9 protein-coding genes are annotated in these 15,330 nt (G+C 56.5%); 3 read left to right on the top strand and 6 right to left on the bottom strand.

All coding sequences use genetic code 11. The features are described from left to right. The first annotated feature begins 22 nt into the window (after positions 1 to 22). Together dnaG and DW082_RS01405 are read left to right on the top strand one after the other, a co-directional pair. Positions 23 to 1,975 (top strand): DNA primase, encoded by a 1,953-nt coding sequence (gene dnaG / locus DW082_RS01400; RefSeq protein WP_118457014.1) that lies wholly within the window; start codon positions 23 to 25, stop codon positions 1,973 to 1,975. 116 nt (positions 1,976 to 2,091) lie between these two features. Continuing rightward, complete coding sequence (locus DW082_RS01405) at positions 2,092 to 3,318, top strand: alkaline phosphatase family protein (RefSeq protein ID WP_055202521.1); 1,227 nt, start codon at positions 2,092 to 2,094, stop codon at positions 3,316 to 3,318. Between the two features lie 232 nt (positions 3,319 to 3,550). Here the strand turns inward: DW082_RS01405 and scpA are convergent, their stop codons facing one another. Beyond that, positions 3,551 to 5,686, bottom strand: coding sequence for a methylmalonyl-CoA mutase (scpA, locus tag DW082_RS01410; protein ID WP_118457016.1), 2,136 nt, complete (start codon positions 5,684 to 5,686; stop codon positions 3,551 to 3,553). A gap of 12 nt (positions 5,687 to 5,698) precedes the next feature. Next, on the bottom strand, positions 5,699 to 7,582 hold the full coding sequence (locus DW082_RS01415) for a methylmalonyl-CoA mutase family protein (RefSeq protein ID WP_101571758.1): 1,884 nt from the start codon (positions 7,580 to 7,582) through the stop codon (positions 5,699 to 5,701). A 267-nt stretch (positions 7,583 to 7,849) separates the two neighbouring features. Between DW082_RS01415 and DW082_RS01425 the strand changes: the two genes are divergently transcribed. After that, the gene (locus DW082_RS01425; RefSeq protein ID WP_055202527.1) at positions 7,850 to 9,493 is read left to right on the top strand and encodes a beta-N-acetylhexosaminidase; all 1,644 of its coding nucleotides are present in this window, start codon (positions 7,850 to 7,852) and stop codon (positions 9,491 to 9,493) included. Positions 9,494 to 10,579: 1,086 nt separating this feature from the next. Here DW082_RS01425 and DW082_RS01435 read toward each other — a convergent pair. The 4 genes from DW082_RS01435 to DW082_RS01450 are packed head-to-tail and all read right to left on the bottom strand — an operon-like array spanning position 10,580 to position 15,262. Next, on the bottom strand, positions 10,580 to 11,743 hold the full coding sequence (locus DW082_RS01435) for a glycosyltransferase (protein ID WP_118457019.1): 1,164 nt from the start codon (positions 11,741 to 11,743) through the stop codon (positions 10,580 to 10,582). 59 nt (positions 11,744 to 11,802) lie between these two features. Next, positions 11,803 to 12,714 carry a glycosyltransferase family 2 protein gene (locus tag DW082_RS01440; protein WP_055202533.1) on the bottom strand — a complete coding sequence of 304 codons (912 nt, stop codon included), beginning with the start codon at positions 12,712 to 12,714 and terminating at the stop codon, positions 11,803 to 11,805. 48 nt (positions 12,715 to 12,762) lie between these two features. Continuing rightward, positions 12,763 to 13,842, bottom strand: a complete 1,080-nt coding sequence (locus DW082_RS01445) for a phosphotransferase enzyme family protein (protein WP_118457020.1) — start codon at positions 13,840 to 13,842, stop codon at positions 12,763 to 12,765. A gap of 28 nt (positions 13,843 to 13,870) precedes the next feature. Continuing rightward, positions 13,871 to 15,262, bottom strand: a complete 1,392-nt coding sequence (locus DW082_RS01450) for a Gfo/Idh/MocA family protein (protein ID WP_118457022.1) — start codon at positions 15,260 to 15,262, stop codon at positions 13,871 to 13,873. Positions 15,263 to 15,330 lie beyond the last annotated feature (68 nt).

Consider the following 15,330-nt stretch of genomic DNA (forward strand, 5'->3'; position numbering starts at 1 on the left):
TCCGGAAACACCGTTTATCCCTATGATCGACAAAGCAACCATAGACCGTATTTTCGCCGCCGCCAACATCGTCGAGGTGGTCGGCGACTTTGTCACCCTCAAAAAGAAGGGGATAAACTACCAGGCGTGCTGCCCTTTCCATAACGAAAAAACGCCGTCGTTTGTTGTCTCGCCGTCGAAGGGGCTATTCAAGTGCTTCGGCTGCGGCAAGGGAGGCAATGCCGTGACCTTCGTGATGGAACACGAAAACATGACCTATCCCGAAGCGTTGAAATACGTCGCCCGCAAATACGGCATCGAGGTCGCCGAACGCGAACAGACTCCCGAAGAGGTGCGCCGCAACGACGACCGCGAGAGCATGATGGTCGTCTCGTCGTATGCCGCCGACTATTTCGTCCGGACGCTGCACGACACGCCCGAAGGACAAAGCATCGGTATCGGCTATTTCCGCGAACGCGGGTTCTCGGACGCCACGATCCGGAAATTCGGACTCGGCTACTGTCCCGACGGCGGCGACACTTTTACGCGGCAGGCGCTGGCCGACGGCTACAAAGAGGAGTTCCTGGTCGGCACCGGACTGACGATCAAACGCGAGACGGGCGGCTATTACGACCGTTTCTGCGGCCGGGTAATGTTCCCGATCCACGGGATCAGCGGACGCGTAACCGCATTCGGCGGCCGGACGATGCGCACCGACAAGAAAGTCGCGAAATACCTGAACTCGCCGGAATCGGAGATCTACCACAAAAGCGACGTCCTGTACGGAATCTATTTCGCCAAACGGGCGATCACGCAGCAGGATTGCTGTATCCTGGTCGAAGGTTACACGGACGTCATCTCGATGCATCAGTCCGGAATCGAAAACGTGGTCGCCTCGTCGGGCACCTCGCTGACGGACGGGCAAATCCGGTTGATCGGCCGCTTCACGCGCAACGTGACGGTGATCTACGACGGCGACAGCGCCGGCATCAAAGCCTCGCTGCGCGGGATCGACATGATCCTGAAAGACGGCCTGAACGTGCGGGTCGTGCTGCTGCCGGACGGAGACGACCCCGACTCGTTCGCCCGCAAGCACAACGCGACCGAACTGCGCGATTTCATCCTGTCGCACGAAGAAGATTTCATCTCGTTCAAGACCCGGTTGCTGTTGGCCGAGGCGGCGGGCGACCCGTTGCGCAAGGCGGCGTTGATCGCCGACATCGTGCAGAGCATTTCGGTGATTCCGGACGCCATCACCCGTTCGGTCTACACGCGCGAATGTTCGCGGCAAATGGAGATCGACGAACAGATCCTGCTGCGCGAGATCGCGCTGCGCCGCGTCGAACACACGGCCGGCAACGAAGCCAAAGAATTTATCCGCAACCAGGAAATCATCCGCCGGCGCACGGAAAACCAACCGGCCGCCATAGCGCAAGTCGAAGCGGGCAGCAGCATCGAAGAACTGGAAAACGAACTGATCAAATACCTGCTCAAGTACGGCGAGCACGACTTCGAGTACGTCGAAGGAAAGGAGGTCGTCGAACTGAACGTGGCCGAAGTGATTATAAACGACCTCGACCAGAACGGCATCGTGATGAAAAACGCCGTACTGCACAAAATATACGAAGAATACAAAACGCTACGACAGAGCGGCGAAGGAATCGGCATGAACCATTTCATCAACCACCCCGATCCGGAAGTCAGCAATGTCGTGGTAAACCTGCTGACCTACGACGACAATTACATGGTCAGCAAACTGTGGAAAAAATTCGACATCGTCGTCGAAAGCGAACAGGAGCGGCTGCCGGTGGCGGTTCCGCGGGCCGTGATCCTGTACAAGTCGAAAGTGATCGACGACATCATCGCCGGGCTGCGGGCGAAGCTGGCCGACCAGTCGCTGCCGGAGGAGGAACAAGCCACCCTCACCCACCAGATTTCGGTTCTGAACCAGGAACGGACGCTGATCTCGAAAAAACTTTCGCGGCTGATCGTCTGAATGATTGCCCCGCGGAACCGCCACCGGCAGCCGCTCCTGTTCGCTTTCATCCGTTTGCAAAAAATATTTGCCGCATTTTTTCGTATCTTTGAATCCGGAATATTTAAAAACGGACTATGAGACGACTGACCCTCCTTTCTTTTGCATTCGCCTTGCTGCTGCCGCTCTCGGTTTTTTCCGCAAAAACAAAAAAAGCGGTATACGTTATTCTGGACGGAATTCCGGCCGACGTGATCGAACGGCTCGATCCGCCGGCCATCAAAGCCGTCGCAGCCGAAGGCGGTTACTCGCGCGCCTACTGCGGCGGAACCGTCGGCCGGTACGACCAGACGCCGACCATTTCGGCCGTCGGTTACAACTGCATCCTGACGGCCACCTGGGCCAACAAGCACGAAGTCTGGGACAATTCTCCGAAACCGGACTATAATTACTGGTCGATTTTCCGGATCGCCAAGGAACAGAAGAAAAATTTCAAAACGGGGCTTTATTCGAGCTGGACGGACAACCGTACCGTCTTGCTCGGCGAAGGGCTTCCCGAAACGGGCAATTTGAAGATCGACTACGTCGCGGACGGGCTCGACCTCGACACGAAAAATTACCCGAAAGAGAAAGACGACCTCCATATTTTCAAGATCGACGAAGCGATCTCCGAAGCCGCCGCCGAAGGAATCCGCAACGACGCCCCGGACATGAGCTGGGTTTACCTGTGGTACACGGACGACGCGGGACACTATTACGGCAACGGCGATTTCATGGACGAATACGTGATGAAAGCCGACAAGCAGGTCGAACGAATCCGGGAAGCCGTGAAATACCGCGAAGCCAACTACGACGAAGAGTGGCTGCTCATCGTGACGACCGACCACGGACGCGGCCCCGACGGATACCACCACGGCGGGCAGTCCGAACGCGAACGCACTTCGTGGATCGCCACGAACGTGCAGCCGAATGCGCACTTCGCCGCTCCGCTGCTGTCGATCGTAGACATCGCCCCGACGATCTGCCGCTACCTGGGCTTCGAAGTTCCGACGGACGTGCTGTGGGAGCAGGACGGGATGCCCTTTATCGGCAAGGCGGACATCGCCGGCATCCGGATCGACCGCAAAGGCAACGCCGTCGAACTGGGATGGACGAGCCTGAACGACAAAGCTACGGCCACCGTATACGCCGCCCGCTCCAACAACTTCAAACAAGGTTCGCCGGATCGGTGGGTCAAGGTCGGCAAAGTGAAAGCCGGCGCGGGAAGTTTCACCTACGACCTCTCCGCAAACCCGGACGGTTTTTATAAATTCGCCGTCGTAACGCCGAATAACCACCTGACCTGCTGGGCTCCGGCCAAGTAACCGTTCGGGAAACAGGCAGGGGCTCCCGCAAGCGAAAGCGGCCGTCCGGAGATTCCGGACGGCCGCTTTTTTATTCGGGGAAACAGGTGGGCAAAGCAGCCTCGACGGACGCACCGGAATCCATACTCGGAACCGATTGTCGATTCTCGGTCCGGCCGGAAGGGCCCCGTTCCTCCCTCAAAACAAACCGGGCCGCCCGAAAGGACGGCCCGGCCTCGTCTATGCATACAACCTATTCGGCATTCAAAATCTCCAGGATCTTGATCGCAGCGGTCGAGATCGGAGTTCCGGGACCGAAAATAGCGGCGGCGCCGGCTTTGTACAGGTCGTCGTAATCCTGGTGCGGGATCACGCCGCCGACAATCACCACGATGTCCTCGCGGCCCAGCTTCGCCAGTTCGGCGACGATCTGCGGAACGAGCGTCTTGTGGCCGGCGGCCAGCGACGATACGCCCACCACATGCACGTCGTTTTCGACGGCCTGTTTGGCGGCTTCGGCCGGGGTCTGGAACAACGGCCCCATATCGACGTCGAATCCGATGTCGGCGTAACCGGTAGCGACTACCTTCGCGCCGCGGTCGTGCCCGTCCTGACCGAGTTTGGCGATCATGATGCGGGGCTGGCGACCCTCCTTTTTGGCAAACTGCTCGGCCATTTGTTTGGCCTTCGCAAAACTTTCGTCGTTTTTCACTTCTGCTGAATATACTCCTGATATTGAACGAATAACAGCTTTGTATCGTCCTACGACCTCTTCGCAGGCATCCGAGATTTCACCGAGCGACGCGCGCACTTTGGCGGCTTCGACGGCCAGTTCGAGCAGATTCCCCTTCTTCGTGCGAACACATTCGGTAATAGCGGCCAGCGCGGCTTTCACTTTCGCTTCGTCGCGGTTGGCGCGAAGTTCGTTCAGACGCTTGATCTGGGCTTCGCGGACAGCCGTATTGTCGACGGCGAGAATGTCGATCGGATCCTCTTTTTCGAGACGGTAACGGTTGATTCCGACGATCGTATCGTTGCCCGAGTCGATGCGCGCCTGTTTGCGGGCGGCCGCCTCCTCGATACGCATTTTCGGAATACCGGTTTCGATGGCTTTGGCCATACCGCCGAGCTTTTCGACCTCCTGGATCAAATCCCAGGCCTTGTGCACGATCTCGTTGGTCAGCGATTCCACGTAATAGGAACCGGCCCACGGATCGACCGCGCGGGTAACGTTGGTCTCTTCCTGAATATAGATCTGCGTATTACGCGCGATACGCGCCGAGAAATCGGTCGGCAGCGCGATGGCTTCGTCGAGCGCGTTGGTATGCAGACTCTGGGTGTGCCCCAGCGCGGCGGCCATCGCTTCGATCGCGGTACGCGCCACGTTGTTGAACGGATCCTGTTCGGTCAGCGACCAACCGGAAGTCTGCGAGTGCGTACGCAGCGCCAGCGATTTCGGATTTTTCGGGTCAAACTGCTTGACAATCTTCGCCCACAGCAGACGGGCGGCGCGCATCTTGGCGATCTCCATAAAATGATTCATGCCGATAGCCCAGAAGAACGACAACCGCGGAGCGAATGTATCGACGCTCATGCCGGCATTAACCCCCGTTCGCAGGTACTCCAGACCGTCGGCCAGCGTATAAGCCAGCTCGATGTCGGCCGTAGCCCCAGCCTCCTGCATGTGGTAGCCGGAGATCGAGATCGAGTTGAACTTCGGCATATTCTTCGACGTGTACTCGAAAATATCGGCGATGATCTTCATCGAAAATTCGGGCGGGTAAATATAAGTATTGCGCACCATGAACTCCTTCAAGATGTCGTTCTGGATCGTACCGCTGAGCTGGTCGAGCGTGCAGCCCTGCTCCAGACCGGCCACGATGTAGAACGCCAGCACCGGCAGTACGGCGCCGTTCATCGTCATCGAGACGGACATCTTGTTCAACGGAATGCCGTCGAACAACACCTTCATATCCTCCACCGAGCAGATCGACACGCCGGCCTTGCCGACGTCGCCGACTACGCGCGGATGATCGGCGTCGTAACCGCGGTGCGTAGCGAGGTCGAACGCCACCGAAAGCCCTTTCTGGCCGGAAGCCAGGTTACGGCGATAGAACGCGTTCGATTCGGCCGCGGTCGAAAAACCGGCGTACTGACGGATCGTCCACGGACGCATCACGTACATCGTACTGTACGGACCGCGCAGGAACGGCGCGATACCGGCGGCATAATTCAGGTGCTCCATGCCTTCGAGGTCTTCGGCCGTATAGGTTCCTTTCACGGCGATGTGCTCGGGAGTTACCCAGGGCTCGTTTTCCTTGCACCCTTTCGCGCTGCAGCACTTTGCCGCGGCGCCTGCATATTTTAAATCTGAAAATTTTGCTCTCATGACAATCCCTGTTTAAATACCGAGTTCTTTAAGATAATACTGGAGGGTTTCGAGCACGTTGTTGCGGACGCTGATAAAGTTCTTGATCCCTTGTGCTTCGAGCTCCTCTTTGCAAGCGGGCGCCCCGGCAACCACGAAAATCGCCTTGTCGCCGAGCAGCTTGAACGCCTCGGGAGCCAGCGTAGCGTAGTCGTCGTCGGCCGCGCAGATCACCACGATCTCGGCCTTCGCTTCCAATGCGGCTTTCACGCCTTCTTCGACGCTCTTGAAATAGGTATTGTCCTGCACGCGGATCCCGGCGCAGGCGAAGAAATTGCACGAGAACTGCGCGCGGGCGCGGGCAAAAGCCAACGCTCCGCAGGTCAGCATGAAGGCCTTCGGCTGTTTGCCGCTGCGGTCCACCTTCAGGCGCATCTGTTCGAAAGCCATCGCGCCGCGGTACGGCTTCAACGGACGTACGCCGTCTGCCGCCTGGGACGCGCAACCGCATTTGCAGGTCGATTTCCCGGTAACGACGTCTTCGGTAATCGCCTCGTCGGCCACTTCATTGAAATTAGGGAACTGGTTGGTTCCGAGCAGCGTCTCGCGGCGGGTCGCGATATTCGAATTCTTTTTGGCGGCGGAAGCTTCGACCTGATCCTGGATAAAACCGGCTTCGAACGCGGCGATGTAACCGCCTTTCTCTTCCACCTGCCGGAACAGGTTCCACGCCTGCTCGGCGATCGAATTGGTCAGGTTTTCGATATAGTACGATCCGCCGGCGGCATCGCAAACCTGGTTGAAATGCGACTCTTCTTTCAGCAGCAACTGCACATTGCGGGCGATACGCGCCGAAAAATCGGTCGGTTTTTCGTACGGCGTGTCGAACGGCAGCACTTCGATCGAATGAACGCCCGATACGGCGGCGCTCATCGCTTCGGTCGTGCCGCGCAGCATGTTGACATACGGGTCGTAAACGGTCATGTTCCATTTCGAGGTCACCGCATGCACCTTCATCTTGCTTGCGCAGCCGCGCGAAGGATTGTACGGCGCCATGATATTGGCCCACAGCAGCCGCGCGGCGCGGAACTTAGCGATCTCCATGAAGTAGTTCGAACTGATCGCCATCGAGAAACGCAGCGCCGGAGCGACCTGATCGACGCTCAGGCCCTGCTCCATCAGTTTCACCACGTATTCGTGGCCGGCAGCCAGCGTAAAGGCCAGTTCCTGCACGATCGTGGAACCGCTGTTATGGAAAATCTCGCCGCTGACGTTGACAAAACGAATCCTCTTGTATGCGGCTCCCTTCGAGATCAGCGACGCCAGATTCTCAAAACCCTTGCACTGCCCGTTCTTGCAGGCCATCGTTCCTTTCAGCGTCAGCTTTTTGACGATCGGGTCGAGCACGAAAGAGGCTCTCACCGTTTCGGGATCGACTCCCTCCTTATCCATTTTATCGATAAAAAGGCCCGCTACTTTTTTGGTGGCACAGCCGCTGAAAACGAGCTCGGTATTTTTTACCGAAATCCCGGACAGCAGCGTATCGAGGTCGGCTGCGGAAAACTCCTTGTCCCCGATCACGAAACCGATCGATTCGACCCCTTTGGTCAACAGGACGGTAGCCTGTGCATTGGCCTCTTTCGGACATCCGACCTCGATGGTCTGGACGATCCGCCAGTTGTTGTCTTTCCCGGTACCCCGTACGTACGGAAATTCCCCGCACTGCGAACCGAGGTACTTGATGCCGTCGAGATTCTCGGCGCGGTAGTACGGGCGGACATTGAATCCCTCGGCCGTTCTCCACACGAGTTTTTTCTCATAATCGGCCCCTTTAAGGTCTACCGCGATCACCGATTCCCACTGCTCGGTCGAAACCGGCGGAAATTCGGCGAACAGCTTCTGTTCCTTATTTGCCATAGTTTTATGATTTGATAAGATTAGTTTTCCCCGCATCTGAAAAATCAAATGCATACAAAGTTATAATTTTTTTACGAACAGACGGCAAACCGCCGGACATTTTCGCCCTTCCCCTACGAAAACAGACCGACGCGATGCGACAATACGGCTACGCGATCGCACGAAGAGTCCGGATCGACGGTCGGCAAAAAGCGGACGGATACGACGCGGTTTTGCGAAAAAAACGTATTTTTGTTCCACCGAATCCAAAATTTAAAAATCTGACCTATGAAAAAACTGCTATTCTTCTGCGGCGTCGCGGCCGTCTTATGCAGCTCTTGCGGCAAACGGATCGCCCGCGTCGAATCGGTCGACATCGTACCGCAGCCGGTATCGGTCGTCGCCTCCGACGGGGCGTTCGACCTGACGAAAAACACCAAAATCTGCCTGCTGTCGGACGACTCGACGCTGAACTACTCCGTCCGCCTGTTCAACGGCCTGCTCGACAAATCGTTCGGCAAACCGCTGCCGGTGATTAAAAGCACGCAGCCCGAAGCGGGCGCGATCAACGTGCGATTGGGCGGCCTGCAACCCGAGGAATATACGCTGAATATCCGTCCGGACGGCGTCGACATTACCGGAGGAAGCCCCGCCGGCGTATTTTATGCCTTCCAGACGCTGCGGCAGTTACTGCCGGTAGCCGTAGCGCGGGGCGAAAAAGCCGGCGTCATCGAATTGCCCGTCGCGGAGATCGCCGACAAGCCGCACTTCGCCCACCGCGGCGGAATGCTGGACGTGTGTCGTCACTTCTTTACCGCCGACGACGTGAAAACTTTCATCGACATCCTCGCTATGCACAAACTCAATCGTTTCCACTGGCACCTGACCGACGACCAGGGTTGGCGGATCGAAATCAAACAATACCCCAAACTGACCGAGGTCGGCGCGTTCCGCGACCGCTGCAACCTGCAAGCCGAAGCCGACGCACCGAAAGATTCGGTTCCCTACGGCGGTTTCTACACGCAGGACGAAATCCGCGACATCGTACAATATGCCGCAAAACGGTTCATCACGGTCATCCCCGAAATCGAAATGCCGGGCCACGCCTCCGCTGCGCTCGCCTCCTATCCTTACCTCGGCTGCAAAGGCGAAGGGTATGTCGTTCCGTCGACCTGGGGCGTAAAAGCCGACGTGTACTGTGCCGGCAACGATTCGACGTTCCGGTTTATAGAAGGCGTCCTGTCGGAAGTGGTCGAACTGTTCCCGTCGGAATACATCCATATCGGCGGAGACGAATGCCCGAAAATCAACTGGCAGCAATGCCCGGCATGCCAGCAGCGGATCAAAACCGAAAAGCTAAAAAACGAGAACGAACTGCAAAGTTATTTTATGCAGCGGGCCGAGAAATTCCTCGCAGGCAAAGGCCGCAAGATCGTCGGCTGGGATGAGATTCTCGAAGGCGGCATCTCGGAAACGGCGACCGTCATGTCATGGCGCGGTTCCGCGGGCGGTATCGAAGCGGCTAAAAAGGGAAACCACGTCATCATGGCCCCGAACTCGCACTGCTATCTGGATTACTACCAGACCGACAAGACCGAAACCGAACCGAAATCGATCGGCGGACATCTTCCGATCGAGAAAGTGTACTCGCTCGACCCGTACGAAGGGCTGAACGCCGACGAACAGCAGTATATCCTGGGCGTACAGGGCAACCTGTGGACCGAATTCATCAGCGAATTCGACCATGCCGAATACATGCTGCTGCCGCGCCTGGCCGCGCTGGCCGAAGTGGGCTGGTCGTACGACAACAAAGATTTCGACAGTTTCAAGAAACGCGAAACTTCGCTGGCCAGGCTGTACGACGCTTACGGGTACAAGTATGCCAAACACATGTTCCCCGCCGACAGTACGGCCACGGACACGACAAAATAAAAAACCGGTAACGGCCGCCTACAATCCGATACCGAACTTGAACAAAAAAGCGATGCGGGAATCCGCATCGCTTTTTTTACCGCCTTCCGAAAACGCATCCGGCGACACGACCCGTCTATCACCGACAAAACCGTGAGCCGGCTGACAGAGTTCTATCGCCGGACACTGAAACAGGAATAAAAAAATTTAACCGTCACAAGCACCAACAACCGTATTCGTCACAATTGGGAGTTCGCCCTGAGGAACAACAAGCCGTACAACTTCCGCCGTCAGCATAAGTCGTGGTGCATTGTCCTCCCGGGCAACCGGAGTCTTCATTTTCGGTTAACGCTTCAACGTTTTGCATGAATAAATCGCCGACCGCATTCTTGTACCGAGCGGTAAATACGGTTACTGCCGCAACAGCGGTAACAAAACCCGATCCGCAAAAACGAACAGATTTTTTCTTTTCATTATTCCTTCATTCTCATCATTACAACTATCGGATTATCGTCCGATGTTATCTCGCCCAAACCTTCTACGAAAATCTTGTCTGAACCGTTCCTGGGAAAATCGATCATGCTGCTCGGGATAATCACATCGACCAAGTAGTTTTTATAATAAGATGAACACAACTCGGGAAACTCGAATTGAGATAAATATAGGCCGGGAAATCCGTCAGGTCGTTTTTGATTCTTTTCGCATGATAGGTCATAGGTCTTATCTTTATACCTGATATAATAGCGGACGTCCTCTTTCCGAAAGAATCGTTCCTCTGCGCCTTCTTTAAAATAATACGAAAAGGACATTATATCGGAATTATTGATATTTAAAACGGGGAACATGGCTACACGATTCGCACTCTTATATATAATATGCGATTTCAAGCATTACAATAGAAAAAAATCGTGAAAACAGAAAAAATAACAGGCCGTATTCCTAACGGTTGAAAACATCCGACAAACAATTTGCAGTTAATTAGAAGTCAGGTGCACGTGTCGACTATTCGGCAACACGACTCAAAATAAATCGTACACCCGCAAATCCCGTATCGGAATCGCGTCAATTTCGGCAGCCAAAGCCGCGCTGAAAAAGGCCGGAAAGCCCCTATTCCTTTTGTTTCCCGGCGTCGATCAGATCGATAAACTGCGCCGCCACGTTCCGGATATCGTACTGCGACAGGTCGATTCCCCGCACCTGCGCGCGGTAATCGCCGCGAAGCGCCGCGCGGAACCCGTCCGGATCGAACGTGCGGTCGTTGAACGACAGGATCGGCCGGCCGGTCATCGCATAGTCGATCAGCTTGCTCGGCGTAGCGTTCGACGTAGTATTGTCGAAATTGATCAGAAAATCGGCCGCGCCGAGCCGTTCGATCAGCCGTTCGCGCGGCAACGCTTCGCGCAGCACGATCCGGCCGCGCACTCGCTGTTGCGCTTGCCGGATCATTTCGGCGAAACAAGGGTCCAGGCAATTGATATACAGATCGAAGCGAAAATCCGCATCCAGCGTCTCCAGAAAATCGAAAAAGAAGCGCGGGTCGCGGATCCGCTCGTAGAAACGACCTGCGTAGGCGAACGTCGGCTGCGGATTCGGCTCGTAAGGCCGGCGTTTCACGGCGTTCAGATCGAATCCCTGCGGAATGATTTTTATCCGTTCCCGGCTCTTATAAGGCGTGTAACAGCCCAACGCCTTTTCGACCGGAATCGTAAAATAATCGAACCGGCGCCCCCAACATTTCAAGATCAGGTAATAGGCAGGAAACACGTTCGGCGCCACATCGCCGCGGAACGGCGGATCGCTGAATTCGGCGATCGTCACGGCATGCCTCAGGTTCGGATTCCGCCGCATCGCCCGGGATACGGCCCGGTGGATCGCGGCCGGATACGAAATCGACAGCACGGCGTCGAACGGCTCGTCCAACGCGACCAACCGCCGGAAAATCCCCGGATTGTATTTGGCGAAAAACTCGTGGCAGTAAAAATAGAGAATCCAGCGCTGTGCGAATTTCGGGATAAATCGGCGGATGCTCTTGTTTCTGCGGGCGACCGCCGACCCGCCCTGTCCCTCTACCGTACCGTCGGCAAAAATCACCCGCAACCCGTCCGCCTGCAACGGATCGTCGCGAAAAACCTGCCGGTTCGGAATCAGCAACGTTACCCGGTGTCCTTCGCGCGCCAGCTCGCGCGCCAGCTCGGTCGTGCGGAACGCCCGAGGCGAAAGCTCCGGATAACACGCATCCGAAACCATCAGTATTTTTTTCGAATCGCTCATAACCAAAGATTTTGAAACGCCGGGAGCCGTTCAGTCCCGAAACTCCCGCGGCAGAACGCCTACTTACCGGTCAACAGACCGCAGGTAATATTCCACCGCATCCGAAGCAGGTACCACCCTTTCAGCGGCTGCAGGCGGCACAGGTAGCCGAATGCGAATACGCAGGCCCCGCCCCATTTGACCGCCTCGGCCAACAGACGTTTCGGGAACGAAACGCCCCCTTCGGAGCGGGTGCGCACCCGCTCGCTGACGCCGATCATCCGGGTCAACCGTTCGAAATAAGCCCGCGTCAGCTTCGACGCCGGCGTAATATGGTATATTTCAGCGCCCGGAACGTAGTAATAACGGATGCCTTGCGCCCGTACGCGCATAAAGAAGTCTTTCTCCTCGCCCCCCATCGGGTTAGCTCCCGAACGTCCGAGCGCCGTGTTGAAATTACCGAACCGATCGAACAGCCGGCGGCGGAAACCGGAATTGCCGACGCCCGGGTACCGTTTCCCGCGAAACGGCACCATGCGGTCGCCCAAATCGAACGCCCCGGTGATCATTTTCTCGATATAGTAGGAGTACCACGCCGGCAACGGCGCTTCGTAAACCGGAACAACCGCCCCCCCGGCAGCATCCAAACCCGGATTGTTTTCAAAAAAACAAAAATAGCTTTTAGCAAACTCAGGATTTGCCTCTTCGTCGTCGTCGATGAATACGATGTACTGCCCGACCGACGAAGCGATGCCGCAGTTGCGCGCATAGGAAATTCCCTGCGACGTCTCGGTCACCATCCGCACCTGCAACTGCGGATGGCTGCCGGCAAAACCGGCGACCACCTCGGGCGTATTGTCCGACGAATTGTTGTTGACGACCAGTATTTCGAACAGGCCGGGCGACAGCGTCTGACGCGCAAGACTCTCCAGCGTCCGGAGCAGGTACGGAGCCCGGTTGTACGTTGCGACTACGATCGACAGTTTTTTCATAGATGTCCTCGCGGAAAATTTTTGCGGTTCCGTCCCTTTTTCAGTAATCTACAACCCGGCGATGTAATCGTTCATGGCTTTTTCCTGCGCTTCGATGCTTTGCAGCAGCTTGAACTGCGCCTTCGAACGCTGCCAGTTGTGTTCCGGATGTTTGATCTTGTAGTAATTGTCGCCGTCGAGGTAATCCGCCAAAAATCGTACCGTCTGCATGTAGGTCAGCAATTGTGCTCCGTAGGGCAGGTTCTCGCGCTCGACGGGCGTCAGAAACGATGCAGTGCTCTCGACATACCCTTTGGCGAAGGCGCGGAAAATATCCATATCGACATCCACTTTGTCCAGATCGGGATCGTCCTCGGCTCCGGTATTGGCCGCCGTGCGGATGAAATCGCCGAAATCGGACAGCACGAACCCCGGCATCGTCGTGTCCAGGTCGATCACGCACAACGGGCGATCCTGCTCGTCGAACAGGATGTTGTTGACCTTCGTATCGCAATGCGTGACGCGTTTGGGCAGCTCTCCGGCGCGGAAAAGCCGTTGCGCGAGGCACATCCTGTCGGCGCGGGCCAGCAGTTCGTCGACCATCCACCGCACACCTGCCAGGCGTCCCTGCGGATCGCGGGCCGCCACTTCGCGGAAACCTTCGAGCCGGAACTCGATGTTGTGGAAATTCGGGATCGTCTCCCCGAGCGCCCCCTCGCCGATATCGGCGAGCATCGACTGGAACTCGCCGAACGCCTGCCCGGTCAGGTAAGCCAACGGGCCGGTGATGCTCTCATGCGTAACGGAACCGGCGATAAAAACCATCATCCGCCAGTAGTTTTCCCCGTCGAAATAATAGAGTTTGCCGTCTTTGGTCGGCACGACGCGCAACACCCGGCGTTCCACATCTTCGCGGCCCGCTTCGGTCAACTTGCGGCGAATGTGCGAAGTAACCCGCTCGATGTTGCGCTGCAACAGGCCGACGTCCTGGAAAACAAGGTGATTAACCCGTTGCAGCACATAATCCGGCACATCGCCCGCCGTCGAAACACGGTAGGTATCGTTGATCCATCCGCTGCCTACCGGAGCGATCTTTACGACCTCGCCGGCAATATCAAATAACGTTACGATCCGATCTATCTTTTCCATAATCTGCTTATTTCATTCGCCGACGCCGCTATTTGACGGCATGCGAAAATCCGTTGACTCGGTTCCAGGCTCCGCGTGTAAAATCGGGCACTTTTACAGGCATCCCGCGATGTTTTACCGACGTTTCGGTCAGTTCGACCAGCGACGACCATTCGGCGGCGTCGTACACGTCCTGATCCAGCGGCAGCCCGTTGTGCAGGCAGTAGATCAACCGGTAATCCATGATAAAGTCCATGCCGCCGTGCCCGCCGACCTGACGCGCCTTCTCGCCGATCTCTTTGGAAATGGGGTGCTCGTACTCGGCCATCAACTGATCGAACTCCGGCTTCGCCAGGAACGAATGCGCATTCGGTTCGAGAGCGATTCCCTCGACAGGATATTTCTGTGCGAAACCTTTCGTACCGCTGATCTTATGCAGGCGGTCATAGGGACGCGGGCTGGTCACGTCGTGCTGGATCAGGATCGTTTTGCCTTTGGCCGTACGGATCAACGTGGTGTTCATATCGCCCAGTTTGTAATCGGTTTCGGCATACTCGGAATCCTTCCCGAATTTCCCGGCAGCGGCCAGCGAAAGTCCCTTTTGGTCGGTAGATACCGAAACCAGGTAGTCCATCTTGTCGCCGCGGTGAATATTCAGGATTTGGCAGACCGGCCCGAGACCGTGCGTCGGATACGGGTTGCCGGTATGGTCGGTATTGTATTTCAACCGCCACATATCGTAATATCCGGTTTTGTCGTCGAGGTTCAGCGAGCGCAGGTCGTGGATATAAGCTCCCTCTACGTGCATCACCTCGCCGAAAAGCCCTTGTTGCGCCATATTCAGCGTAGCCATCTCGAAAAAGTCGTAGCAGCAGTTTTCCAGCATCATGCAGTGGCGGCGCGTTTGCTCGGCCGTATTGACCAACTGCCAGCACTCGTCGATCGACATCGCGGCCGGAACTTCCAGCGCCACGTGTTTCCCGTGTCGCATCGCGTAGACGGCGATCGGAGTGTGCAGCAGCCACGGCGTGCAGTTGTAGATCAGATCGACGTCCTCCCGTTCGCAGACCTTTTTCCAATCCTCCGCGCCGGTATATCCGGCGGCGGCGGGCAGCCCGGCGTTTTTCAGCGTCCCCTGGGCATTCTCCACCAATTCCGGACGCACGTCGCACAGCGCTACGATCCGCACCCCGTCCAGGTGGGTATAACGTTCCACGGCCATCGAGCCGCGCATCCCGAGTCCGATAAAAGCCACCCGAACCACCGGAATCGGATCGCAGCGCAATTGCAGCACGTCGGTCTGCCCTTTCGCGCGGGCCGGCTCGGGGAATTCGATCATTCCGTTGCGCGCTTTCGGAGACTTGCCTGTCGCCGTCTCCGGGATCGCAGCCGCGAACAGCATCGCGAAGGCGACCAGTAAAACACTTATCCGTGATTTCATAACATTTCGGAATATTACTTCAATAAGAAGACAAATATAATAAAAAGCCCCGAACTTCCAGCGATCCG

Origin of the sequence: Alistipes sp. AF48-12, assembly GCF_003477565.1 — a bacterium.
In the GTDB taxonomy this organism is placed as follows: Bacteria; Bacteroidota; Bacteroidia; order Bacteroidales; family Rikenellaceae; genus Alistipes_A; species Alistipes_A hominis.